Source organism: Staphylococcus pettenkoferi (assembly GCF_002902685.1).
In the GTDB taxonomy this organism is placed as follows: Bacteria; Bacillota; Bacilli; order Staphylococcales; family Staphylococcaceae; genus Staphylococcus; species Staphylococcus pettenkoferi.
On the sequence record NZ_PPRN01000003.1, the window covers coordinates 1 to 23,912 of the forward strand.

Annotated in this window: 26 protein-coding genes; 6 read left to right on the forward strand and 20 right to left on the reverse strand. The window is 39.8% G+C overall.

The features are described 5' to 3' along the window. Positions 1-202: 202 nt before the first annotated feature. Positions 203-577 (forward strand): global transcriptional regulator SarA, encoded by a 375-nt coding sequence (sarA, locus tag CD126_RS00610; protein WP_002472551.1) that lies wholly within the window; start codon positions 203-205, stop codon positions 575-577. A 246-nt stretch (positions 578-823) separates the two neighbouring features. On the opposite strand, the gene CD126_RS00615 is transcribed toward sarA, so the two are convergent. From CD126_RS00615 to CD126_RS00635, 5 genes are all read right to left on the reverse strand, one after another. Next, entirely contained in the window at positions 824-1,534 is a 711-nt protein-coding gene (locus CD126_RS00615) for a hypothetical protein (RefSeq protein WP_103369879.1), read from the reverse strand. A gap of 298 nt (positions 1,535-1,832) precedes the next feature. After that, the gene (locus CD126_RS00620) at positions 1,833-2,339 is read right to left on the reverse strand and encodes an SA0570 family protein (protein WP_049405996.1); all 507 of its coding nucleotides are present in this window, start codon (positions 2,337-2,339) and stop codon (positions 1,833-1,835) included. A gap of 263 nt (positions 2,340-2,602) precedes the next feature. Then, on the reverse strand, positions 2,603-3,403 hold the full coding sequence (locus tag CD126_RS00625; protein ID WP_103369880.1) for an alpha/beta fold hydrolase: 801 nt from the start codon (positions 3,401-3,403) through the stop codon (positions 2,603-2,605). A 7-nt stretch (positions 3,404-3,410) separates the two neighbouring features. After that, positions 3,411-4,109 (reverse strand): HAD family hydrolase, encoded by a 699-nt coding sequence (locus CD126_RS00630; RefSeq protein ID WP_049405992.1) that lies wholly within the window; start codon positions 4,107-4,109, stop codon positions 3,411-3,413. A gap of 157 nt (positions 4,110-4,266) precedes the next feature. After that, positions 4,267-5,226, reverse strand: a complete 960-nt coding sequence (locus CD126_RS00635) for a FecCD family ABC transporter permease (protein WP_103369881.1) — start codon at positions 5,224-5,226, stop codon at positions 4,267-4,269. Between the two features lie 177 nt (positions 5,227-5,403). Between CD126_RS00635 and CD126_RS00640 the strand changes: the two genes are divergently transcribed. Together CD126_RS00640 and CD126_RS00645 are read left to right on the forward strand one after the other, a co-directional pair. Further along, complete coding sequence (locus tag CD126_RS00640) at positions 5,404-5,751, forward strand: hypothetical protein (protein WP_065428815.1); 348 nt, start codon at positions 5,404-5,406, stop codon at positions 5,749-5,751. A 1-nt stretch (position 5,752) separates the two neighbouring features. Beyond that, a complete protein-coding gene (locus tag CD126_RS00645) occupies positions 5,753-5,941 on the forward strand; it encodes a helix-turn-helix transcriptional regulator (RefSeq protein ID WP_049405985.1) in 189 nt (62 codons plus the stop codon). Positions 5,942-6,094: 153 nt separating this feature from the next. On the opposite strand, the gene CD126_RS00650 is transcribed toward CD126_RS00645, so the two are convergent. From CD126_RS00650 to pta, 15 genes are all read right to left on the reverse strand, one after another. Next, positions 6,095-6,973, reverse strand: coding sequence for an ABC transporter substrate-binding protein (locus tag CD126_RS00650; protein ID WP_049405983.1), 879 nt, complete (start codon positions 6,971-6,973; stop codon positions 6,095-6,097). 59 nt (positions 6,974-7,032) lie between these two features. After that, on the reverse strand, positions 7,033-7,683 hold the full coding sequence (locus tag CD126_RS00655) for an endonuclease III domain-containing protein (protein ID WP_049405981.1): 651 nt from the start codon (positions 7,681-7,683) through the stop codon (positions 7,033-7,035). Between the two features lie 202 nt (positions 7,684-7,885). Continuing rightward, a complete protein-coding gene (argS, locus tag CD126_RS00660) occupies positions 7,886-9,547 on the reverse strand; it encodes an arginine--tRNA ligase (protein ID WP_049405980.1) in 1,662 nt (553 codons plus the stop codon). Continuing rightward, positions 9,548-9,961: a YwiB family protein gene (locus CD126_RS00665; RefSeq protein ID WP_049405978.1), complete on the reverse strand. Its 414-nt coding sequence runs from the start codon at positions 9,959-9,961 to the stop codon at positions 9,548-9,550. A gap of 46 nt (positions 9,962-10,007) precedes the next feature. Then, on the reverse strand, positions 10,008-10,514 hold the full coding sequence (locus CD126_RS00670) for a YwhD family protein (protein WP_002472563.1): 507 nt from the start codon (positions 10,512-10,514) through the stop codon (positions 10,008-10,010). Between the two features lie 137 nt (positions 10,515-10,651). Then, positions 10,652-11,950, reverse strand: coding sequence for an HD domain-containing protein (locus tag CD126_RS00675; RefSeq protein WP_002472546.1), 1,299 nt, complete (start codon positions 11,948-11,950; stop codon positions 10,652-10,654). 16 nt (positions 11,951-11,966) lie between these two features. Beyond that, positions 11,967-12,449 (reverse strand): GNAT family N-acetyltransferase, encoded by a 483-nt coding sequence (locus CD126_RS00680; RefSeq protein WP_002472542.1) that lies wholly within the window; start codon positions 12,447-12,449, stop codon positions 11,967-11,969. Between the two features lie 307 nt (positions 12,450-12,756). Continuing rightward, complete coding sequence (locus tag CD126_RS00685; protein ID WP_049405976.1) at positions 12,757-13,299, reverse strand: flavodoxin family protein; 543 nt, start codon at positions 13,297-13,299, stop codon at positions 12,757-12,759. 154 nt (positions 13,300-13,453) lie between these two features. Then, positions 13,454-14,389 carry an aldo/keto reductase gene (locus CD126_RS00690; RefSeq protein ID WP_049405975.1) on the reverse strand — a complete coding sequence of 312 codons (936 nt, stop codon included), beginning with the start codon at positions 14,387-14,389 and terminating at the stop codon, positions 13,454-13,456. Positions 14,390-14,597: 208 nt separating this feature from the next. Then, complete coding sequence (locus CD126_RS00695) at positions 14,598-14,942, reverse strand: YuzB family protein (RefSeq protein ID WP_049405973.1); 345 nt, start codon at positions 14,940-14,942, stop codon at positions 14,598-14,600. Between the two features lie 299 nt (positions 14,943-15,241). Next, a complete protein-coding gene (locus CD126_RS00700; protein WP_002472545.1) occupies positions 15,242-16,318 on the reverse strand; it encodes a phosphomevalonate kinase in 1,077 nt (358 codons plus the stop codon). A gap of 12 nt (positions 16,319-16,330) precedes the next feature. After that, a complete protein-coding gene (gene mvaD, locus CD126_RS00705; protein ID WP_103369882.1) occupies positions 16,331-17,314 on the reverse strand; it encodes a diphosphomevalonate decarboxylase in 984 nt (327 codons plus the stop codon). 3 nt (positions 17,315-17,317) lie between these two features. Beyond that, positions 17,318-18,241, reverse strand: coding sequence for a mevalonate kinase (gene mvk / locus CD126_RS00710; protein WP_049405969.1), 924 nt, complete (start codon positions 18,239-18,241; stop codon positions 17,318-17,320). Between the two features lie 669 nt (positions 18,242-18,910). Beyond that, positions 18,911-19,744 carry a lipoate--protein ligase family protein gene (locus CD126_RS00715; protein ID WP_103369883.1) on the reverse strand — a complete coding sequence of 278 codons (834 nt, stop codon included), beginning with the start codon at positions 19,742-19,744 and terminating at the stop codon, positions 18,911-18,913. Beyond that, entirely contained in the window at positions 19,744-20,730 is a 987-nt protein-coding gene (gene pta, locus CD126_RS00720; protein ID WP_049405965.1) for a phosphate acetyltransferase, read from the reverse strand. The genes CD126_RS00715 and pta overlap by 1 nt, the downstream gene beginning before the upstream one ends. A 194-nt stretch (positions 20,731-20,924) precedes the next feature. On the opposite strand from pta, the gene hemQ reads away from it, so the two are divergent. The 3 genes from hemQ to CD126_RS00735 all read left to right on the forward strand — a co-directional run bounded on the left by hemQ (position 20,925) and on the right by CD126_RS00735 (position 23,786). Then, the gene (hemQ, locus tag CD126_RS00725) at positions 20,925-21,674 is read left to right on the forward strand and encodes a hydrogen peroxide-dependent heme synthase (protein WP_049405963.1); all 750 of its coding nucleotides are present in this window, start codon (positions 20,925-20,927) and stop codon (positions 21,672-21,674) included. Between the two features lie 867 nt (positions 21,675-22,541). After that, positions 22,542-23,315, forward strand: a complete 774-nt coding sequence (locus tag CD126_RS00730; RefSeq protein ID WP_103369884.1) for a threonine/serine exporter family protein — start codon at positions 22,542-22,544, stop codon at positions 23,313-23,315. 18 nt (positions 23,316-23,333) lie between these two features. Further along, complete coding sequence (locus CD126_RS00735) at positions 23,334-23,786, forward strand: threonine/serine exporter family protein (RefSeq protein ID WP_049405960.1); 453 nt, start codon at positions 23,334-23,336, stop codon at positions 23,784-23,786. Positions 23,787-23,912: the final 126 nt, after the last annotated feature.

Genomic DNA, 23,912 nt, shown 5'->3' on the forward strand with positions numbered 1-23,912 from the left:
ACATAGACCTTTTTGTTTACTTTCTAAATTTATTTAGTTATAATAAATTAAATAATAGCGTAGGTAATATATGTCTTTAATATTATCTATACCCATACCATGGGTGTCATTTTGCAAATAATATTTAAACAGAGATAGATACGATTGCAAAGTGATGAACACTTTACACACCGAATGGGCAGGCAAATGAGGAGGAATCAACATGGCAGTTAGTAAAATTAACGATTGTTTTGAACTTTTAGCGATGGTAACATACGCAGACAGATTGAAAGGTATTATTAAACGAGAGTTTTCAGTAAGTTTCGAAGAATTTGCTGTATTAACTTACATCAGTGAGCACGAAAGTGATGAATACTATCTTAAAGATATTATCAATCACTTAAACTACAAACAACCACAAGTAGTTAAAGCTGTTAAAAATCTTGCTCAAGAAGATTACTTCGACAAGAAACGTAACGAGCACGACGAACGAACTGTGCTTATCTTAGTCAACGCAAAACAACGAGAAAAAACAAACGAATTATTAACACGCGTTAACAATCGTATTAAAGAAGCTAACGATCAAAACGAAGTCTAATTCGATTCATTATACATGACTACCACTAGCATGTTCTCGTTGAACATGCTAGTGGTTTTTTATGATTTCAAACCACTCTGAAACCTTTTTTATCAACACAAAAAGAGTAGGACGGAAATCCTTATAGTTTCGTCGCCCTACCCTTATAAAAGTAACCTCAGTTGACCGTTACTGAAATATCGGTCTTAACGGAATCGCGTCTCTACGGCACCTACCGCTTCGCAACACCATACACACCTATTTAATTTATTTTCGTGAAGAAACACGAATCGTATAGTAAATAATAACGATGAGCAATAATATCCAAATGACAATTGAAATAAACTGTGCAATTGGTGCACTTTGAATCATCGCATCAATCGTCTTCTGACAAAGTAATAAGCCTAAACCAGTAAATTCGAGTCGTTTGTAATAAACACTAAAGATACTGAATAGAATACCAATAAAGAAGACAAATTGGTGACCATATTTCGTAATAACATAGATGTTCATATCTAAATGAAAGGCATGTAATATAATGAGCGCTAGCGCTACTATGCCTATCAAGATGCCGATATACCTTTCAATCTTATTGCTATAGAGGTAGTTCTTCCTAATAATGCTCGCATAAATCGCAATAGACAACGGCAACACAATGACACAGTAGAAAATAGTGATGCCAGATGCAGCTTGGAATGGAACATATTGCTTATCGTATAAAAAGGATATCAATACAAAGTTCACGATAAAGAAGATGACGGGGTTGAGTTGTAACGTAAATAAATTACGTTGAATCACCAAGATAATTTCAGCTGGTGACTTTCCACGATATTCAATATAATCTTTATCTACAGCTTCTGATTTTTTAAAATCTCGCTTGATTTTCATTTTAATATCATCAATGAGATTGGGTGACAAGCCCTTATGTGTAAAGTAATCATTGATATTTTCAACTAATACCTTATCATTAACTCGCATAGTTTACTCCTTCAAATCACATTATTCCATGTTGTTGAACGTCGGTGTTAAATAAACAAAGCATTACCCCCATTGTAACACTTCATATACTGCCGTGATATAGTTAACGCTTATCTCTGCCAATTGGAACTTATTATTCGTCCTTATGCCTCATTCTCTAACCTATAAGTTGTTATTGATGCCGAGCGCACGAGAAAAGCCGAAACGACTCATATCTTCGTATGAGCCGTTCCGACTTGCAAATTATCTATTCTAATTACCTTATAGGAAGATTCTTAACGACTAATTTTTAGCTTAACTATTCTCCAATATCGATTCGATAAAGTTTGATATTTTTATCATCTGGTGATTGTGAACTAAATTGATAAGAAGCACGATCATCTTGGATATAACCAAAGTTACCTGTCACGCTATTGTAATGCTCGCGTGTAACAGCATCATCGCTGAGTTGTTTCTTAACATCCTTGTAAGATGGACCATCTGTGTCATTGTAACTCATTGAAACACGTGTGATGTGGCCTTTGTCTTTCTTACCATCTGTAGTCACAACTAATTTACCATTATCTTTATGGAATTCATAAATATGTTCTTTACCATCTGCACTAGTTGAATAAACGGGATTCTTGTTCTCTTTAAGCACTGTTTGAATTGAGTCTCCTAAAGTGGCACCCTCAAGCGTTGTGTCACCTTGCTCAATTTGCTTCACACTATCCATCGAGTTTCCTGTCGCTGCATTTGCAGAAACAGACGCGATAGGTGAAATCGCTAATCCAGTAACTAATGTTGCTGCAATTAATTTCTTCATAAGCACTCTCCTTTATTAGAACAATGATCTCTGTGCTTATTTTGATTATACAACAAATATTACTAAATTAACAGTGATATTACATTTAGATTACAATAAATTTTAATATTCTTTAGATTTATTACCGAAAGATTATATTAAAAAACGGGAGAAACACTGGAACCATTGATTCCATAGTGTTCTCCCACTAACTTAACTAGCGATAGTAATGACGAAGACTATTTCTATATCTTTGTTCTTTGTTTATTCTATGCTCATTTTCCTTAGTGTGCGCCTTCAGGTTCATGCGCTTTAATGAAATCTACAGCTACTTTTAAAAATTGTGTTCTTTCTTCAGCGAAAGGATAAAGACCGGATTTCTCAAACACTTTAAATTGCGCATGCGGCACGTTATCAGCGACTTCTTTCGCTTCTACAATCGTCGTACGCTCTCCATGTTGTCCTGCAGTAATCAGTGTCGGAACCTTAATTTCACCTAAATAGTGACGAATATTGGTATTAATAAATGAATCGCGAACTGCTTGATTTTCATTATCTGTGTTAAGACTATTCGTTTCACTAATTTGTTTAAGGAATTTCTTACCTTCTCTTTTAGAATAATATAAGTGTTTATCTAAAAATTTCTCTTGTTTTTCTTCATCCCAATTACGGATTTTATGTGCATAGTGTTCATAAAGACGATCTGCTGGCAAGCTATCTTCTAAGATTGTTGGGTTAACTAAATTAAGTGACATTACCATATCAGGATACTGTGCTGCAAACGCCACTGCTACTGAAGCGCCAAGCTCATGACCGATAACAGCACAATCATCTATATACAATTTATCCAAGAGTTGTTTGATATCTGAAGCATAATCTTCAAATTGGATAGATGTTAGTTTATCTGAGTACCCGTGACCACGTAAATCTAAGAGTACAACTTGATAATCTCTACTCAATGCTTTTTCCAACTCAGTAAAGACTGAGAAATTATCGAAAGCTGTATGTAATAATAAGATGGCATCGCCCTCTCCAGTCGTTCTATAGTTTAATGTCACATCGTCTTTCGTCTTCATTAAATTCATGCGTCAATCATCCTTTCTGTTCTTCGTCTAAAGGTAATATTTGTAATAGTTCTTCAAGCGTCGTTATCGTGTAGTCTACTTCTTCAGGTAAAGGCTCTAATTCAGCATCTTCTTCCTTGAACCAGACACTAACCATGCCCATTGCACGGGCGGGGGCTACGTCGTTCAGTGCGTCATCACCGACATACATCGTTTCCTCAGGTTTCGTATCTAGTTGTTCTAACATATCCTCAAATATTCTCGGATGCGGCTTACGATAACCTACAGTTTGCGAAGTCGAGAGGTAATTGATGACATGTTCAATCCCTAGCGCATGGAGTCGATATGCTTTGATCTTAGATTTGCCGTTCGCAATGACCCCCGTTAAATAGCCTTTTTCAGCTAACCGTTCAAGCGTGTACAACGTATCGTAGTATGGAAACACATAGCGGTAAAAATGCATCTCGAAATCGTGAAATAGATCTTTCCAATTCAAGCGATCGATGTGGAAATCTTTAATAATTGCTTTGTATAATTCAGGTTTGTCGTGATCTTCATCATCGTCGAGCTCTATAAATTTATTTTTAAAATCAGCAAGCTGAACACGAACTAAATAATCGTGAAAACGCTCGTATTGTTCTTCGATAAATTTATCGCGTGATTTACGACGGTCTAATAATGTGCCTTCCAAATCGAAGACGACCGCTTTAATTTGTGATAAGTCCATCTGACTCAACCACCTTCTGTTCTATTCATCTCGTCCGTTATTTTACTGCGTCTTAACTATAACATGGTTCTTATGTATACGGATTAAATTATACTAAGAATCTCGATAGAAAGATACAAGCGTCTTCTTTCTATATCATTCTCCTTTAATGCGTCCCTTAAACGTGCGAGTCGGTATATTTGTGCTCGGATATTAACAAGAAGAACAAGACTGGAATACTAAAGAGTGCGAGAACGATACTCGCTGGTATTTGTATCGGGTAAATGACAGTGGTACCTAACCAATTGGCTAACACCATGACGCTCGCCCCGATAAGACAGTTTAATATCATCTGCGTACCTAACTGACTGGTGCGATAAATACGGCGAACTAATTGCGGAATAACCATACCAATAAAGCCGATAATACCCACGTAAGCGACGATAATTGCTGTAATCACTGAGGCGATGATAAGTGCAACGTAAGTTACTGTTTGATAACGCAAGCCTAGAGAGACAGCTTGTCGTTCATCTAATTGTAAAAGCTTAAGTTGCGGCAGCATGATAAAGAGCACTAACAAACCTATAACTAACGCACATGCGATATAACTCATCTTCGTATATTCTGCAGCGGAGAAACCACCAAACATATAGTTGACGATGCTATTCATCTTGCGTTGGTTCAAGACGATAATCACATATAGGAAGGCATTGAATAAAGCGCCAATCATAATCCCAGAAAGTATCAACGTACGAATCGGATGACCGCGAGACATGAGACGCGTCATTAAGAGTACGAGTGCCAGTGTAATTAAACTAAATAGGATGGATGATACTGGTATCAACAGGAAACTCAAACCGAGCGCCACAGCCACTCCAGAGCCAAATGTCGCACCACTTGCGAGCCCTAAGGTGAAACTATCCGCTAGTGGGTTGTTTAACAACGTCTGAAAGATGAGCCCTGCAAGCGTCAGACCTGCACCTGCTAAGGCCGCTTCCAACACTTTAGGAATCCGCACTTGGAACAGAATAGATTGCGAGAGTTGCTCTTGTAAGTTGCCAATATCCCAGAGTAAGCCGAGACTCATACTGATGATTAAGACGATGAGCCATATAAGAACTGATTTCGCTTGTGACATAGTGCGTGATTACACCTCCTCGTTAGTGAGAGTATATCAAGAACGTACACTGTTTGGTATGTAAATCAAAGTTCGGATAGTCAATTTTTTTCGATGATGTAAAAGACTTTTGACATTTTATTTTGAGCTTGTTACGTTATCAATGTCAAAACAACTTTACAATTTGAGGTGTTTTTCTTGAAAGTAATAGGTTATATCATTTTATTTTTAGCATTTTTAGGGTGGTCAATGTTAACGAGTAAATATCTACCCTCTCAAATTTCTGATGTAAAAAATAAACAACATCCTTTTGATGAACGTCAAGCTTATATGTTTGTAGAAATTATGGCAAAAAGTTTTTATACTATAGTTACGGTAATGCTAATTACAACTGTAATGAAAATGCTAGGTTTATTTAATACTTATACACCTATGCGACAATTTGCAGAACATAATTTCGAATTCATCATGTTAGTTATTGCCTTAATTTCATTTATCTTAAATTATATTACGACTAAACGTAAATACACATCAAAGGAACATTAGTATGAAAAATAAAATCCGTCATTACCGCAAAATTTATGGCCTGTCTCAAGAAACACTAAGTAAGAATCTCAATGTTTCGAGACAGACCATTAATGCCATAGAAAACAATAAATACGACCCATCGCTGACGCTCGCGTTTAAACTCGCGCGCCAGTTTGATGTGACTGTAGACGAACTGTTCACCCCATAGATACAAAACTTAGCGAGTAACGTACTGCGACAAGCACGATGAGGGCGAACTCGGTCACGTATAGAACAACCAACGCAGCCTACCCGAGTTCGCTACCTCTGCGAAAGCACCACCGTCACGCTCTTACGTCACACTTCTCAAACATACCTTCTATTACTCATACAAAGCGTCTCGAAGCTCTTTTAAGCCTTCGTCAATACGCGGCCCTGGTCGTGAAATTTGGTCGCCATTCACTGATTTCACTTTACCATCTTTAACAGCTTTCACTTGTTTCATACCGCCACGTTTTTCAACCATTTGTTGATATTCTTTGTCAGATTGACCTGCTGTATTGACCATAATCGCTGGATTTTTACGAATAATATCTTCCTTGCTTACTTTCTGCCAACCTTTTAAGTTATGGAAACTATTCTTTGCATGCAATTGCGTTAACATATCATCAAAGAATGTCCCTTGTCCTGCTGTATAAAGGTCAGGATCTGAAGAAACTTCCATAAACACATTCTGTTTCTTCTGATGATCCGGTACAGAATCGATGACTTTATTTACTTTTTTCTTCGTATCAGACACAAGTTGATTCGCTTTCTTCTGCTTGCCTGTCACCTTTCCAATTTGCTTAAAGGAATCATAGACCTCATCAATTGATTGCGCATCTTTCACATAGACGACTTTAACGCCATCTTTCTTCAAGGCATCTAGTGTATCTTTACTTGAGGATTTCTGTGACTCATGCGCTAAGATTAAATCAGGCTTCGCTTTCATCAACGCTTCTTTATTTAATTTCATCGCGTCAAATTGCTTTTTATTCTTCACATCTTTCGGGTAGTCATCTACCGTAGAGACACCCACGATATCTTTGCCTAATCCGAGCTTGTATAACGTTTCTGTATTACTTGGCATCAATGAGACGATACGATGATAGTTCGCTTTGTCCCCTTTTGATGATTGCGAATCTTTGTCTTGATTTGAACCACATGCCGTGAGGATGAGCAACGCGGCAACCAAGACGAACCATAGTTTATTTAATTTCATTCCATCTACTCCTTTATCCAATTTTTTAAAATGCACTTCCAATATAACAACGTCACTACTCAACTTCTTGAGTCATCTATAAAGTCGTCATCTAAAAAGGTGTAGCGCGCTTCCGTTTTACCATTAAAGTAATTTTTACCGAAATTATCTAGCAAAGCATGAAACTCGTTCGCATCCTGATTTGAAAAATGCGCAGGTAAGTCGATATGTCGCTTCAACTTGGTATAACTTTCTGTATTAGCATAGCCTAATTTTGACAAAATACGTCGTGTATAACTATCAGGAATCAATTCGACACCATCAAATATGTATACCAACAGCACATCTGCCGTCTCTTCGCCGACACCCCGTAGCGACAGGAGCTGCTTTCGCAACGCATCGCCATAATGCACTTTAATCTTGTCGTAATCATAATCAAATTGTTCTAGCCATCGAAAGACTTCTTGAATTGCACGGCCTTTGTTCTTGTAGAACCCACTTGATTTAATGTACGTCTGCAACGTTTCTAACGGTAGCTGAGTAATACGATAGGGATCTAAATCTGTTTCTTGAGCTAAACTTTCAATCGCATACGCTGCATTACGCCAATTCGTATTCTGAACGAGTATAGCGCCGATGATAATTTCTATCTTACTTTCAGCAGGCCACCAATATTGTGGTCCCATATGGGCGTATAGTTTCTTATACAAGTCCTCCAATGATAGCGTCATCGTCCGCTTTTTCACTCCTCTCGCAACAAAGTACATCTACGTTTTTCATACCCTAGAAAGTCACAGGCATAACAAATATCCGAGAGTTGAAGAAACGGAAGACTATCAGACCAGACCCACATGAAGTAAAACCCATAACAAAAGAGCGGAAACTGAAATCCGCATTGATTTCATCTCTCCGCTCTCAACTAACCTCACTCGCTTACATATTTTCAGGTGCTGTGACACCTACAAGATGTAGCGCATTGCGTAACGTAATCTTCACTGTTTCACATAATGCGACGAGTGCTGTCGTTTGTGCTTCATCGTCTGTGAGTACTTTTTGCGCATTATAGAATTTATGGAAGTGTGCAGCTAAGTCTTGAATATAGTTCGTCATGCGATGTGGCGCACGATGTTCTGCCGCACTTTCAATTGTCGGTTCAAACTCTGCTACTTTTTTCAATAAATCAATCGCTTTGTCATTCGTAATTTGTGATAAATCTAACTCACCTGAAGTAGAGATACCACGTTCTTCTGCTTGTTGCAGAATGGAACAAATACGCGCATGAGCATATTGCGCATAGTAGACTGGATTATCTTGAGATTGTTGTTTCGCGAGTTCCATATCAAAGTCGAAGTGTGTGTCAGGACTACGCATCGTCAAGAAGTAACGTGCTGCGTCAATACCTACTTCGTCCATGATATCGCGCAATGTAATAGCATTACCTGTACGTTTACTCATCTTCACTTCTTCACCGTTCTGCATTAAACGTACCATTTGCATAATTTGAATTTCTAAACGGTCACTGTCGACACCAAATGTTTCCATAGAAGCTTTGAGACGATTGATATAACCGTGATGGTCTGCACCAAAGAGGTCGATTAAGACATCATTGCCACGTTCGATCTTGTCATAGTGATAAGCAATATCTGGTAAGAAGTACGTATAGTTACCGTCTTTTTTAATCAATACACGGTCTTTATCGTCTTTGAAATCAGACGTACGTAACCACGTTGCGCCGTCTGCTTCGTATGTGTAGCCGAGGTCAGACATTTTATCTAACACAGCTTGGATGTCGCCTTTCTCATATAACGTCGTCTCGCTAAACCAGTTATCGAAGTGAATGTTAAAGTCAGCGAGGTCTTGGCGTAATTTCTCCATCTCATAATCGACACCTAGTTGTCTAAACGTCTTCAAGCGTTCAGCATCGTCAAGTGACTTCAACTCAGGGCGTTTCTCCGCTAAATCTTGACCAATCTCAATGATATCCTTACCGTGATAACCGTCTTCAGGCATGTCACGACTCGTATCCCCTAGGGCTTCGAAATAACGCGCTTCGATTGAGCGTGCGAGATTCGTAATTTGGTTGCCGGCATCGTTAATGTAGTATTCTCGTGTCACGTCATAGCCTGCCGCATCGAGAATGTTAGCTAAAGTATCACCCACAGCGGCGTTACGCGCATGACCGATATGTAAGTCGCCTGTAGGATTTGCAGAAACATATTCTAGTAAAATGCTTTCGTCCTTCGAAGTTTCAACACGACCGAAAGCTTCGTCTTTCTGTAGCGCTTCAGGAATCACTTCAGTTAAATATGTGTTATCTAAGTAGAAATTAATGAAACCTGGTCCAGCGATATCGATTTCTTTAACGTGTGCTTGTGTCGTATCGAAGTTGTCCACGATTGCTTGAGCGATCTCGCGTGGATTACGACGTGCAAGTTTCGTTAAAACCATCGCAATATTTGTGGAATAGTCACCATTCTTATCATCTTTAGGAATTTCGACTTTGATTTCTGGAATGTCATCTACGAGTTCTGCTTTACGGATACTCGCTGAAATTTCTTCAATCAACGCCGTTTTGACTTGATCAATAATATTCATCTATTCTTTCTCCTTATACTGAATTTCGTATTGATACGTACCCATCTTCTCATCTGCTTGAAAGAGTTGATATTGTACTTTGAGTTTGCCACCTTGATCGGTCACATAATGTTTAATCGATTGTGTTTTGACAGTCAGAGGTATGCGCCCTGCACTCATCTCATAGAGCGTCGTAGTCTCTTGACCTTCGATGAAATGGAGTTTCATATTGATGTCACCTTTACGGATAATCTTGACGCCCGCTTCTTCAATCTTGAGCGTGACATTCACATGCGCATCTTCTACATCTTCTTCGTAGCGAATGTACTCTGCACCTTTCTGTAGCCACGTACCTTCCGTTTGCGCATTGAAATGTTGCTTCTGACCGAACTGTTTCACGACTTGTTTCGTTTGGATGTCAACGTTATTCTCCATCCACGTTCACCCTCACTCTTATAATATCGTCGCCTTTACTGTCTGCTTAGTCAAAGGCTTGATGCAACTCATCTTTAGAGTTTGCCCACATTTCTGGGTTATGTTCTTGTAAAAATGCTTTGAGAATCGCTTTGTTCTCTTCACCAATTTGATCAATCACAATGTGATGTTTCATCGATTTATCCATCATATTCACATGCTCAGGCATACTCTTATATCCACGACGGATACTCTTATTCACTAAGAGATAACATGCTGTTAGACCTGCGTAATAAGGACCTTGTTCGCTGCGTTCTGTCGTTACCCAGCACAACCAATACGGTTTCGCTTCGTCGCCTTCAACCGTTTCTTTATCATTAATCCATTTCACACCTTTTTCAACTTCGGCACGGGCATGCATACCACCAATGTCGATAAACGCTTCTTTATTCAACACATCGATAAAGACAGGTGCGACGTTATCTAGACTAATAGAACCGATATTTGTTCCTTTATGACCGTCTAACGGATCATTTTTAATAATATTGAACTTGAACCCTTTCTTGTTTGCCATCTTCTTCCACCTCCGCATCAATTTTTTAATCTATATCACTAATGACTTATACTTTCATAATCACTGTATTTCGCTGTGTATACGTTGAGGTCACAACGTTACTATATTAAAACATCTGAGCGCTTGGATTCAATAGTTTAATTTAACTCATTTAACAAACCAATAATGGCATTTCGAACTTCATCATCTTCAATATTCGCAATGAGTTCTTTAGGGTAATACAGTTTATAATCTTCCCGGTTAATTCCTGTAATACTTGAGATCACGAGCGACTGACTACTAATCTCTCTAATCTTGCCATTGCGTCGTAGCAAGTGGATCGGCTGACGATTAGATCCCGGCCGGTCATAGTCATACGGTAAATCAGAGAATGATTCACTCACGAAGTAATAATTTGGATCGATACCACCTTGGACAAATAAATCTGTTAGTTCTGTAATTGTGATGATAGAGCCATCAAATGGCATATACTTGAAGAGATCACGATTGATAAATCGACGTGACAAATCACTGAGAATCGGGTCATCTTCGTGAATCCATTTTTTCAAGTAATACACGACGACCGCTTCATCTAAATCCACATATTCCTGAATCGTCATTTCATTTTTAAAAAATGGGATAAAATCCGTTGGTGTCATTGTAAATTGATAACCTTCGTCATACAATTGTTTCGCCCGTCGCAAGCAATTGTTCAACAATACTTCTCCACCACGACTCACCGGATGGAAATAAATCTGCCAATACATTTGGTAACGACTCATGATGAAACTTTCAACAGCATGCATACCGCTCTCTTTGATCAAGACCTCATCTTTAGAAGGTCGCATCAGACGCAGAATACGCTCCATATCGAACTGGCCATACGACACACCAGTGAAATAAGCATCACGTTGTAAATAGTCCATGCGATCCGCGTCAATCTGAGAAGAAATCATTGAGATGACCAGTTTATTGTCATGTGTCTTGTTGATGACATCTGCTACTTCTTGTGGGAAGTCAGCATCGACACGGCTCAGCACCTCATTCACCTCTGTATCACCCGTGATAATCGCTTGCGTAAATGCTTCATGATCTGTTCCAAATATTTTCTCAAAGCTGTGAGAGAACGGACCATGGCCCAAGTCATGTAACAGAGCAGCACATAACGCTAAAGGGCGATCTGCGTTGTCCCAAGCCTCTCTGCCGAAGAATGACTCGTCTATCATTCGACGCACGATTTCATAGACACCGAGCGAGTGACCGAAACGGCTGTGCTCGGCAGTGTGGAAAGACAAGTACAATGTACCTAGCTGTTTAATTCGGCGTAAACGTTGAAACTCTTTCGTCTTAATCAAGTCCCATATTAATTGGTCTTTCACATGAATATAGCGATGGATTGGATCTTTAAACACTTTCTCTTCCGGCAACTGTTTGAAAGCATAAGTCGATTGTGTCAAATTGGTCCTCCTTTTATCAATGCGTTAAAGTCTTACGTAACAGTGCGAGCTCCATGAGTTCTCCGTACATCGTATGTTGATAGACACGCACTTGCTCAAAGCCTTGGTTGAGGTAAAAGTTCACGGCATCTTTATTTCTGCAATCTACTTCTACGTATAACGTATCATAGCGCTGACGATAAGTATCGAGACCCGCTTGCAATAACGCGCCTCCGTGTCCATGATGTTGGTATGCAGGACGGACATAATGCGCAGATAAGTACAACTCTTTACCATGAATGAAATTTGCAAACGCAATGATTTGGTCATCTTCTTCAATCACTAAGAAGAGTTGATCTTCGAGACGTTGAAGTAAGTTATGTTCGTTGTAAGATGCCTCTAAGAATGCATTAACCGTAGTGGCTGCATAAATATTAAGGTATGTATTATACCAAGCTTTCGTTGCTACATCTCTGATTCCTTGAACATCAGCTTGAGTGGCTTCTCTCACGTTAGTCATATCGTCGCACACCCCTTGGTTGATAAATTTATGAATAGACACATTATATCACAAATTAACGTTCTACTATATGACCTCCACTTTGAGATATAAAAAGGGAGCAGGACAGAAATCTATGATTTCGTCGTCCTGCCCCCGCGAGGATGAGCGTGTCACGTTCATAATGAACTGATACCATCTCATCCTTGAAGTGCTGTTTTAAATGAGCACCCTGCTATTCTGGGTAACATACATCCACTTTCCATGTTAGCTGCATTACTTTTATTTACATCCTGCATATCTTACACTTAACCAGCCAGCTCGTCTTCTATTGCCCTTTCAAATCACCATTCCAACGTGCAGCGTGATCTAGGGCATAGCGGTCGTTATAAATATCACCAGGTCTCTCTGCAGCGCCGATGATGGAGTCTGAAAGTCGTGCACCTAAGAACTCCAAGCTATACTCAATCTGTTTCAAGCATGGCTTTCCTTTGACTTGCGGACAATCGCCACCCACGATGACGAGTCGGAAATCAATCTCAGCTAATCGTTCTTTAAAGTGCGCGTAATCTGGATCTTCAAGCGTCTCTGACCAGTGATCAATAAAGGCTTTCAACGAGGCAGAAACACTATACCAATAGATTGGGGACGCAAAGATGACGATATCACTCGCTAGCATCTGATCGATGACCTCTTTATAATCATCTTGATAGTCACGAATCTCGCTATCCTCATGTCTCACATCTCTCACAGGATTGAATCGATAATCCGTTAAATCGACCCACGTATGTTCGACGCCTTCCAGCGCTTGTTTCGTCAACGTAGCCGTATTGCCTTCTGGACGACTTCCTCCAAATAGTACAGTAATCACTACACATCCCCCTTTCTGCATGATCTGCCGTTCTTCTTAGCTTCTATCGTTAACATGCGTAACATCATTCCACGGTCATGCTTTATCATATTCTTACTCATGAGTTAAAAAGAAATACACACGTTCTTCTCATCATCGTGCTAGTTCACGCAAGTTATTTTACTGGGAAGAGCTCATCAATATAGCGAATTTCTTCGTCTGTTAATTCAACTTCTAACGTCTTCAAGTTATCTACCACTTGAGTCGATTGTTTCGCTCCAGGAATAATAACGTCAATAGATGGGCGAGTGAGGTAGAACGCAAGTACAATGTGTGCCACATCCACATCATGATTGTCGGCAATCTCCCGTAACTGGTCGACCTTTCGTAAATTCTCTTTAAAACGCTCACCTTGGAAATCAGGATTTTTCGCACGTAAATCATCGAATGTACTATTCTCATTGTATTTACCAGCGAGTAAACCTGAAGCCAATGGGAAATAAGGGATAAACGTAATATTATGTTCAGTCGTGTAATCGAAGTAAGCTTCATTCTGACGATTGAGCAAGTTATATTCTAATTGCACAACATCTACGTCGCCATTTTTATTCGCTTCTTTCAATTGTTCAAGACTGAAGTTAGAGACACCAATCGCTTTAATCTTGCCTTGATCTTTCAGTTCTTTTAAAGCAGCTACCGCTTCGTCTTTAGGGGTCTCTTCGTCTGGGAAATGAATATAATATAAATCAATGTAATCTTCTTGTAGACGTTCAAGACTTTCTTCAACTTGTTGTTTCAAGAATTCTGGGTCATTTGAATAATGCTCATTGCCCTCGTCATCGAAATAGTGCGCACCTTTCGTCGCTATCGCATAATCTTCGCGAGGGAATTCTTTCACTGTCTCGCCTACGAGTTCTTCTGAACGTCTTGGTCCATAAATAAAGGCGGTATCCAGTAAATTCAAGCCGTTACGGATTGCCGTACGCACGACTTCTTTACCTTGTTCTTCATCTAAATTGTTATATAAATTGTGTCCACCTACAGCATTCGTTCCTAATGCGATGGGGTGTACGTAAACGTCTGAGTGTCCTAATCTTACTTTATCCATCATCTTGTCATCTCCTTTAATCTTTGTATTACCTTATTCTCCTCTATTTAATCATAGGAAAGCATGTGGGGTATATAGATGTCTTAGTATAGACCAAATTTGAAGTAGTTCTCACTATATCTCTTTTGCTGAACAGATAGCTAACACTGCACAAAAAAGCGTGAGACGCATCATTCCATAGAATGCTAATCCGTCTTCACGCTACATTAAGTTATGCTTTTGACTTTTTACGTTGTGCTAATTTTTCCTTTAACTTACGGTCTTGTTCTTCTTTACAACGTTTACGTTGTTCATGTCGTTGACGCAAACGCTCTTCCTCTTCTGGGTCACGAGGTTTCTGTAATTGCTTTTCAACTTTCTCCATGAGTTCATCCTCAGAGTGTGCAGCAAGCGGCCGGTTATTCACAAACGCAAAGGTCTTTCTGCGTCCCGGTCCACAATAAGATTGACAGCCGATGTCAATTTCCGCTTCTGGATCTAGCTTTTTCAGTTTACGTTCAAGTGACTTACAATTCACAGCCTGACAATCATCACAGATCATAAATTTATTTTGCAAACGTCTCACCTCATTCCCATTCAAACTCATCGCCGTTATATGCATGTCCATCATAATACCAATTGTGTAGTTACGCTAGTATGGCAGCTCATACTTCTAGTAAAATGCGCCCATGTATATACCGCTCTTTCACCTTTTACAAAAATACAGACTACAAAATTAAAATCCAGGTCGTTAACGTAACACCTTGATGCTAAGGCACTAACGCACGCTGGATAAGGAATCAAATCATATACCTCCAACCATAACGCGGTTTGAAGCTATATCATTTGATTGTAATCATATTAAAATAACTCATCTTATTGACCATGATAAATATTAAATTCTAACGGTTTCACACCATTTTGAAGCCATTCGTCGTAAATCGCTTGTTTATCGCACTCATTATTGATAATCGTAATCCCACAGTCACCGCCACCAGCACCAGACGTTTTCGAAGCACCACCATGTTTTTCACCAATTTCACAAAGCGTCTTCAAGGTTGGTGTTTCAATATCTACTGTCGCTTCAGCATCCATCTGCTGGATAATCGTACGGTTCAAACGCACCATTTGTTGTACACCTTTCAAGTGGTTCGTCTTAAACGCGTGAATCAATTTCTCCACACACGCATGAGACTGTTCAAGGAAACGACCATAGAAAGAAGGGTCAGATTTCAAGCGTTTCACTTCACTTACTAAATGCGGGGACGAAGCTGGTGACCCTGTCCAACCAATGAGAATTTCCATGTTCTCCGGTGCCTGTAAAGGTTCGATGTGTAAACCTGGCCAGTTCTTCTTCAACACTTCGTTCACTGACGTTTCTTCGATTTGTTGTTTCACCCATTCGTGATCAAACGTACTGTAGGCGAGCCAACCTGTATAGACACTCACCGCAATATCACCACATGAACTTAAACTTTGGAGTTTCATGTTCGCGATTACTGCTAATTTATAAATAAACAAGTTAGATAGATTTAGTTGATAGAATTCATTCAACGCTTTGACTACAGAAACAAGTACAGCCGCGCTCGAACCGAGACCATACTTATGTCCTGAAGCATCGTCGAGATTGCTGTCGATAGTTAAGTGGAAGTGCTTTAATTCCATGCCTTTACTGCGCGCATATTGTTCAAAGACCTCGATGGCGGTAATCACGTACTTTAACTGTTTAGCCGCATGCAAGTCCGAGACGACAATTTGATCTTCATTTCTTTTAAAGTTCACCGGTTCGTGATGTAACGCTTTGGAGTGGATAGACCCTTGTGCCACTTCAGAATCCTCAATTGTTGCAGTGACAAAGCGGTCTACAGCTATCAATATAGACTTGTATCCAGGTTCAGTGACTGCGTATTCTCCTGCAATATACAATTTACCTGGCGCTTTCGTTTCAATCATGATATCTCTTCCTTACTCAATAATTTCCACACCTGAACGTGTAATATCGCTCGTAATAATCTTCTCTTTATCGAAATGTTGATGTAACGCGTCGACTACGGCGTCCACATTATTCTTTTCCACTAAAATCTTAACGTTCGGACCTGCATCCATCGTGAAGTAACACAAATGACCTTGTTCACGACATTCATGTACCACTTGCATCGCTTGATAACTTTCCGGAACTAAATACGTAAACGGCGGTTCTGCACCGAGATTCGTCGCATGCATACGCAAACCATTAGCTTCAATCACTTCACCTAAATGTTTGAAGTCTTTGTTAGTAATCGCTTGTTTCACTTCAGCAATGTCCTCATCAACGTGATCAAGCCAATACTGATAAAAGCGGGAAGTCTGTCGTGTCAATGACATACCTGCACGACTTGAAACGCTCTTCGATTGATCGTTAATTACCACGAAAATCATCGCTAAGTCATCTTCCCAACGATCCGTTTCTACAGGGTGGCTGTAAGAAGTCTGGTCGTCTGTGCCCTTTTCCCACTCAACGAAACCACCAAAGATGCTACGGGAAGCTGATCCTGAGCCACGACGCGCAAGCCGTGATAAGTCTTTCGGTGATAGTTGAAGGTGTAACGCCTCATCACAAGCGGCTGCTAATGCTGCGTAAGCACTCGCAGAAGATGCGAGTCCAGCTGCGGTCGGCACGAAGTTCTCACTCTCGATGAGCGCATAGTCAGATGTTTGACCTTTCTCACGTACAATATCCATAAAACGTCGAATCTTAGCACTTTCCTTGTCGCTCACTTCTTCGCCGTTTAGTATTAACCCATCTCGATCGTACGTCTCACTGAACGTCACTTTCGTCTCTGTGTAGAAACGATCTAACGCAACAGACAGACTATTATTCATCGGGATAATCTCTTCTTCGTTCGCTTTACCCCAGTATTTAATTAACGCAATATTTGTATGAGCTCGTGCTTTCCCGCTTGTAGCCACGTTCTAACCTCCTAAGTACTCAATCCATGTGTGATGCGCGCCTAAATGTTCTGCACTCTCAGCAATCTTGTCCGCAGTTTCTTTATCCTCAGCTAAGACAATCATACTGCCACCACGGCCGCCACCTGTTAATTTACCAGCTGTAGCACCATGTTGATGACTCGCTTCTAAGAGCATTTCAATCTTGTCATGACTGACTGTTAATTCGCGCAAATGCTTCTGACCTTCATTAAAGACATTTGCTAGTTTATGGAAATCATGTTGTTCGATCGCTTCAGATGCTTGATATGTAAGTTCGCCTAAACGTTCAACACAAGCCATGTAATGTGCGTCTGACTCACACAAACGGTGAACATCTTCAACCGCTTGCTTCGTTGAACCTTGAATACCTGTATCGATCACTACCATATAGGCATGGATATCTAACGGCTTCAATTTCTCAACCTTACCCTGTTTAAACCAGACAGGTTGATTTGAAACGATCGTTTGTGTATCAATACCACTCGGTTTACCATGCGCAATACGCTCAGCCCAGTTCGCTTCTTCAATCAACTGCTCATCCGATAATGGACGCTCCAAATAATCATAACTTGCCCGCACGAAAGCAACCGCCATTGCTGCGCTAGATCCTAACCCGCGTGATGGTGGCAAGTTTGTCTCAAAGACGACATGTATCGGATTGTCGATATGATATTTCTCAATGAAACGTGTTACTACAGCTTTAATGTGTTCCGGAGCATAGTCTAAATCGCCCTCGTAAACATCGCTCGTAATACTTGAAGCGTGATCTTCATCTAAAGCAGTGATCGATGCTTTCACTCGCCCAGTAGTGAAAGGTATCGCTATGGCCGGCTGACCAAATGTCACCGCGTGTTCACCTATGAGTATTACCTTTCCATTCGCTTCCCCAATTCCATGTTGAGTCATAATTTATCACCTTTAATTTTAACAGTTAAATACGCATTCTATCTGCACAATGCTCACGATTAATACAGCGATTCAAGCCTGTCTCTCTGCCCGGACTCTCGTTAAAAGTGAGCGTTCAATCTCGATGTTCAAAGTCAATCTGTCACGATTGAATCGATGAGTTATGTGGATGCTCCATCTTCAATCGGCATGCAAGATTAACGTCACTCTCGTTATACCCACACCTGTGACGTTATCTGTCGTACAAACATGTCGATGAAGCGAGCAAAAAAATTTCTCAAATGAAACTTAAGTATTTCACAAATTCGTGATAATTATATCAGTCTTAAGACTTAATTACCCGCCTTCGACACACTTTTACTCATATTTTCTCAAATAAATTTGAGACCAGCTACTAATTATATAGATTACGTTCTTATTATAAAACGCGAGGCGTATATAATCAAAGCGTAAAATTAAAAAGAAGTAAAATTGATATCCCACTTCTCAATATCCGTAGTTATCTTATCACGAAGAACGCTTTCAAAGCGACCGCTCACCTTAACATCTGGGCGTTTGTCATTTGCGTGATAGATATCTGAATTCGAAATCGCGCTTCTCCTCTCTCACTCGCGTTATCCTCGCGGTAAAAGACCCTCCAAAGCGACTCACTTTGAAGGGTCTAATAACTTAAACACGCCGATTAATCTTCTCATTGCGTTGAAGCATTTTATCAAAATAACCATCATAACGTTGCCACTCATCTTCCGTGATAGGATCCATGTTTAATGTACTGCCTAAATCTTTCAACGCATAAAGCAATTTGAACATGACATCTTGAACGGTCATCTCATGTTGGAAGAGTTCTTCGAGTGACGCCATGCAACTCGGCCACACATCAGGATAGGTAAACTTTGTTGTAGCTCCTTGCAATGCTCGATTATAGAACTCACGCATCATCGCTGCACGCTCACTACCTGAACCTTCCACACATAAATAAACTTGAACGGCAATACCTCCACGCACACGACGTTGAGAGATACCTGCGAATTTCTGTCCATTGATACTGAGATCAAATTTGCCAGGACAGTAAGAATGGGTGATCTCACGTGTTTCAATTTCAACGTCTTCATCTTCAAACATTTTACTGACCAATAAATACATTACTGTAAAGGCTTCATCAATTGTCGTTTCGGTCTTTCCTTTGAAGATGAGTGAAATGTTTAACACGCCTTGATCAAGCACCACGCCTAAACCGCCTGAATTGCGCACTATCGCGTTGAAACCTTGCTCGTCCGTCAAGTAACGAATCCCGTCATTCAGAAACGGCAAACGCGAATCATGGATACCTAAGATGACAGTATGTTGATGGACCCAAGTACGAACCACGTTGCAAGATAGGTCCTTACCGACACTTTCTGATAAAGTGTCATCAAACGCAAAGGACTGCATGGGCGCTAAACCTGTAGAGTGATCGACGTAGCGCCATTCAATCCCACTGAAATATTTACTCGTTAAATCCATTATTGTAACGCTTGCGCTGCAGTAATGATGGATAAGTTGTAAACGTCTTCTGTAGAGCAACCACGTGATAAGTCATTCACAGGTGAGTTGAGACCTTGAAGTACTGGTCCAACTGCATCATAGCCACCAAGACGTTGTGCAATCTTGTAGCCAATGTTACCTGCTTCTAAACTTGGGAATACGAAGACGTTCGCATCTCCTTGTAACTTCGCATCTGGCGCTTTCTTCTTAGCCACTTCCGGCATGATCGCTGCGTCAAATTGGAACTCTCCATCAATCACAACGTCGTCCATTTGTTCTGATGCGATCTTCTCTTGAGCCATTTGAACGGCTGTAGATACTTTCTCTACATCGTCAGACTTCGCTGAACCTTTCGTAGAGAAGCTCAACATAGCGATACGTGGTTCCATACCGAATGATTTCGCAGATTTCGCACTTTCAACTGCGATTTCAGCTAAATCTGGGGCTTCTAAAGTTGGGTTGATAGCACAATCACCGAAGATGTATTGTTTATCATCTTTAATCATGAAGAAGATACCAGACGTCTTAGACACGCCTTCTTTCGTCTTGATGATTTGTAATGCTGGTCTTACTGTATCGCCTGTTGAATGCGCAGCACCACTTACGAGGCCTTCCGCTTTGCCTGTATACACGAGCATTGTGCCGAAGTAGTTCACATCTTTCAATTGTTCTTTCGCGTCTTCTTCAGTCGCTTTACCTTTACGACGTTCAACAAATGCAGACACGAGCTCATCTTTCAATTCACTGTTCTCTGGGTCAATCAGTTCGATATCTGAAATATCCAAACCTTTATCGTCTGCTAGCGCTTGTACTTTCTCTTTATTTCCTAATAGGATTGGTGATACATAGTCTGTCTTGTGTAACTGTGTTGCGGCTGTAAGTACACGTTCGTCTTCCCCTTCAGGTAAGACAATCTTGATATTCTTTCCTGATAGCTTATCTTGTAACACATTTAATAAAGTCATGGTATGTCCCCCTTAGTGAATCTTCACATATTTATCTTTAGTTTCTATTATACGCAAGATATTTTTAAAATGCTATTATCCTTTGAAGTTCATATAATCGTCAGAATTAAGCCGAACTATTGTTTATGAAAGCGCCATAATATGTGATAAAATTTGTAAGTGAAACGATAACTTGATTAAAGGAGTGATCATCTATGCCACAAGCACCAGAAACATTAGATGGTTGGTATAGCTTACACTTATTCTACGCGGTAGATTGGACGACTTTCCGTCTCTTATCTGAAGAAGATCGTAACGAGTTAATTGACGAATTACGTTCATTCTTAGCGAAACATGAATCTGCAAGAGAAAATAATGCGGGAGATCACGCATTTTACAATATCACAGGTCAAAAAGCTGACATCTTACTATGGGTACTACGTCCAGAAATGAAAGATCTCAACACAGTAGAGAATGAATTCAACAAATTGAAGATTACGGACTATCTCATTCCTACGTACTCTTATGTATCTGTCATCGAATTAGGTAACTACTTACACACTAACCCTGATGAAGATCCATATGAGAACCCACACATCAAACCACGTCTTTATCCTGAATTACCACATGCAGAATACATCTGCTTCTATCCAATGGATAAACGTCGTAACGAAACTTACAACTGGTACATGTTGCCAATGGAGAAACGTTCAGAGTTAATGTATGCACACGGTAAGATTGGCCGTAGCTATGCTGGTAAGATTAAACAATTTATCACAGGCTCTATCGGTTTCGACGATCACGAATGGGGCGTAACACTCTTCGCAGACGACCCACTTCAATTCAAGAAGATTGTTTACGATATGCGCTTCGACGAAACAACTGCACGCTATGGTGACTTCGGCAGTTTCTTCGTAGGCCATATCGTTGAGAAAGAAGATTTACAAGACTTCTTATCTATTTAAAGTTGAATGAGAGATTTTATAGCGGAAGCTCAAGGTGATTTATGGCCTTGGGCTTTTTTCTGGGTTATAAGGCTTTAATTCGAGTCTTTCGTACATGGATATAATGAGAGAGTTATGAACATGAAGAAATTGATATATAAGAGGATTTCCGGAAATTCCTATCATAATAGTCGAAAAAGTGGCGTACTTCTTAATCGAAATACGCCACTTCGTAGTGTTTGGGAGAACTTTATCCACTACTAATTCATAGATTAACTGCCTTATATTGTCGCTACCCAATATGCTGGAACAGTTAACTAGTACTATAATAACCATTCTAAAATTTTCAAAACATTTTTAATCTAAATATTAGTGTAATAATACCTTTATATTAATCGTATTCACATCTATAATAAAGTTGTTCTACAACTTAATGACATTTGACTAAAACGTGTTACAATAAGTGTACTTTAAATAACTCTGCTTAATTAAGCGTCTGATAGGAGTAAAGGGTCTATTTAAAACTTTCTCCTACAAAAACAACTAAATTACCAATCAAAGAAGACACTATACTTTAACTTTATTTATTGTGAGTTAAAGTATAAGAAATTCTTAAATACATTGAGTTATCTTTAAAAACGAGTATAAGCTATGTTATTCACTCATAATTTGAAGGCTTATTTTTAATTAATTTTGTTGAAATTAAGCAGTTATACTTATTTAAGTAAATGTAAGGATTCACAATAGTCTTAACTATTTTATATTTAGCTAACTCTTCATTAATGCAATCTAAAAATTATTTGCAAATCTGGTAATGGCATTGCGCTTAATTGATCAAGATTTTAGCTCTAATATTTTAATCAATCAATACTAACACTGGTGATAAGAATGACACATCAACAACCTATTCATACTAATGTAGACGAACGCCGTGTAAAGGACGTCGCAGTTTTAGCAGGCCGCATCTTGTTGGAATCTGGCGCTGAAGGGACACGCGTCGAAGATACGATGAGTCGTATCGCAGCGAGCGCTGGCTATGCTGAAAGCAATAGTTTCGTCACGAATACAGTAATCAACTTTATGTTACATAATGAAACTAATCCTCGTATTTTCCGAATTAAGACTCGTGATACGAACCTGTTCCGTATCTCACGCACGAACGAAGTCTCACGGCAAATTACAAAGGGCATATTATCTCTCGATGAAGCTTACGAAGAACTGAAATATATTTACAACGAACAAAGTATTCGTCACGATTTGATCTTTAAATTTATCGCGGCGGCCATCATTTCTATCAGCTTCCTCTATCTACAAGGAGGCCATTTGGTGGATATCTTTACCGCACTCATCGCAGGTTCCATTGGCTATATTGTCGTTGAAATTCTAGACCGTAAACTCCATGCGAAATTCATTCCAGAGTTCATCGGTTCTCTGGTCATTGGTCTGCTTGCTGTCTTTGGCCACTATTTGATTCCAGGTGGTTCCATACCAGAAATCATCATCGCAGCCGTGATGCCGATAGTACCTGGAGTCTTGATTACCAATGCGATTCAAGATCTCTTTGGTGGCCACATGTTGACTTTCACGACGAAATCTTTAGAAGCCCTCGTCACTGCCTTTGGTATCGGCGCTGGCGTCGGTTCGATTTTGATTATTTTCTAATTTTGAGGAGTATCTAATATGTTCTGGATATTAAACTTTATTTTTAGTTATTTAGCTTCATTATTTTTCTGTGTCATATTCGATGCACCGAAACGTTTGTATTATACTGCTGGGTTCGTTGGCGCTTGTGGTTGGATGATTTATGCCTTGTTCTACCATGGTTTCGAACTCCACACGATTTATGCGAGCTTCTTTGGTAGTCTCGTGCTCGGTCTGTTAAGTCATGTGATGGCACGTTACAAGAAAGAACCTGTCATTATCTTCATGGTGCCTGGAATCATTCCACTCGTACCAGGTGGTTTGGCATATGATGCGACGAAGAACTTGATTCTGCTCAACTTTAGTAAGGCGATCAACACGATGTTAGAAGTGACGCTTATCGCAGGCGCTATTGCACTCGGCTTACTGTTCGCAGATCAAATTTCCAAGTTAGTCGTTTCAGGTTTCGTTCGTACACGTAAAAAGATTTAGGGGGAGTGAGACAGAAATCTTTGATTTCGTTGTCTCACCCCCCGCACAGTTGACTAGCATTTGAGAAAACGGTAGCTCTTTCAAATGCAGACAACCACTGCGAATAGAGATATTAAAAGTGGCCGC

What these genes read in the sequence shown, in the direction of transcription:
- sarA (WP_002472551.1), top strand. Translation starts at nt 203, where the DNA reads ATGGCAGTTAGTAAAATTAACGATTGTTTTGAACTTTTAGCGATGGTA.
- CD126_RS00615 (WP_103369879.1), bottom strand. Translation starts at nt 1,534, where the DNA reads ATGCGAGTTAATGATAAGGTATTAGTTGAAAATATCAATGATTACTTT.
- CD126_RS00620 (WP_049405996.1), bottom strand. Translation starts at nt 2,339, where the DNA reads ATGAAGAAATTAATTGCAGCAACATTAGTTACTGGATTAGCGATTTCA.
- CD126_RS00625 (WP_103369880.1), bottom strand. Translation starts at nt 3,403, where the DNA reads ATGAATTTAATGAAGACGAAAGACGATGTGACATTAAACTATAGAACG.
- CD126_RS00630 (WP_049405992.1), bottom strand. Translation starts at nt 4,109, where the DNA reads ATGGACTTATCACAAATTAAAGCGGTCGTCTTCGATTTGGAAGGCACA.
- CD126_RS00635 (WP_103369881.1), bottom strand. Translation starts at nt 5,226, where the DNA reads ATGTCACAAGCGAAATCAGTTCTTATATGGCTCATCGTCTTAATCATC.
- CD126_RS00645 (WP_049405985.1), top strand. Translation starts at nt 5,753, where the DNA reads ATGAAAAATAAAATCCGTCATTACCGCAAAATTTATGGCCTGTCTCAA.
- CD126_RS00650 (WP_049405983.1), bottom strand. Translation starts at nt 6,973, where the DNA reads ATGAAATTAAATAAACTATGGTTCGTCTTGGTTGCCGCGTTGCTCATC.
- CD126_RS00655 (WP_049405981.1), bottom strand. Translation starts at nt 7,683, where the DNA reads ATGACGCTATCATTGGAGGACTTGTATAAGAAACTATACGCCCATATG.
- argS (WP_049405980.1), bottom strand. Translation starts at nt 9,547, where the DNA reads ATGAATATTATTGATCAAGTCAAAACGGCGTTGATTGAAGAAATTTCA.
- CD126_RS00665 (WP_049405978.1), bottom strand. Translation starts at nt 9,961, where the DNA reads ATGGAGAATAACGTTGACATCCAAACGAAACAAGTCGTGAAACAGTTC.
- CD126_RS00670 (WP_002472563.1), bottom strand. Translation starts at nt 10,514, where the DNA reads ATGGCAAACAAGAAAGGGTTCAAGTTCAATATTATTAAAAATGATCCG.
- CD126_RS00680 (WP_002472542.1), bottom strand. Translation starts at nt 12,449, where the DNA reads ATGACTAACGTGAGAGAAGCCACTCAAGCTGATGTTCAAGGAATCAGA.
- CD126_RS00690 (WP_049405975.1), bottom strand. Translation starts at nt 14,389, where the DNA reads ATGATGGATAAAGTAAGATTAGGACACTCAGACGTTTACGTACACCCC.
- CD126_RS00700 (WP_002472545.1), bottom strand. Translation starts at nt 16,318, where the DNA reads ATGATTGAAACGAAAGCGCCAGGTAAATTGTATATTGCAGGAGAATAC.
- mvk (WP_049405969.1), bottom strand. Translation starts at nt 18,241, where the DNA reads ATGACTCAACATGGAATTGGGGAAGCGAATGGAAAGGTAATACTCATA.
- CD126_RS00715 (WP_103369883.1), bottom strand. Translation starts at nt 19,744, where the DNA reads ATGGATTTAACGAGTAAATATTTCAGTGGGATTGAATGGCGCTACGTC.
- pta (WP_049405965.1), bottom strand. Translation starts at nt 20,730, where the DNA reads ATGACTTTATTAAATGTGTTACAAGATAAGCTATCAGGAAAGAATATC.
- hemQ (WP_049405963.1), top strand. Translation starts at nt 20,925, where the DNA reads ATGCCACAAGCACCAGAAACATTAGATGGTTGGTATAGCTTACACTTA.
- CD126_RS00730 (WP_103369884.1), top strand. Translation starts at nt 22,542, where the DNA reads ATGACACATCAACAACCTATTCATACTAATGTAGACGAACGCCGTGTA.
- CD126_RS00735 (WP_049405960.1), top strand. Translation starts at nt 23,334, where the DNA reads ATGTTCTGGATATTAAACTTTATTTTTAGTTATTTAGCTTCATTATTT.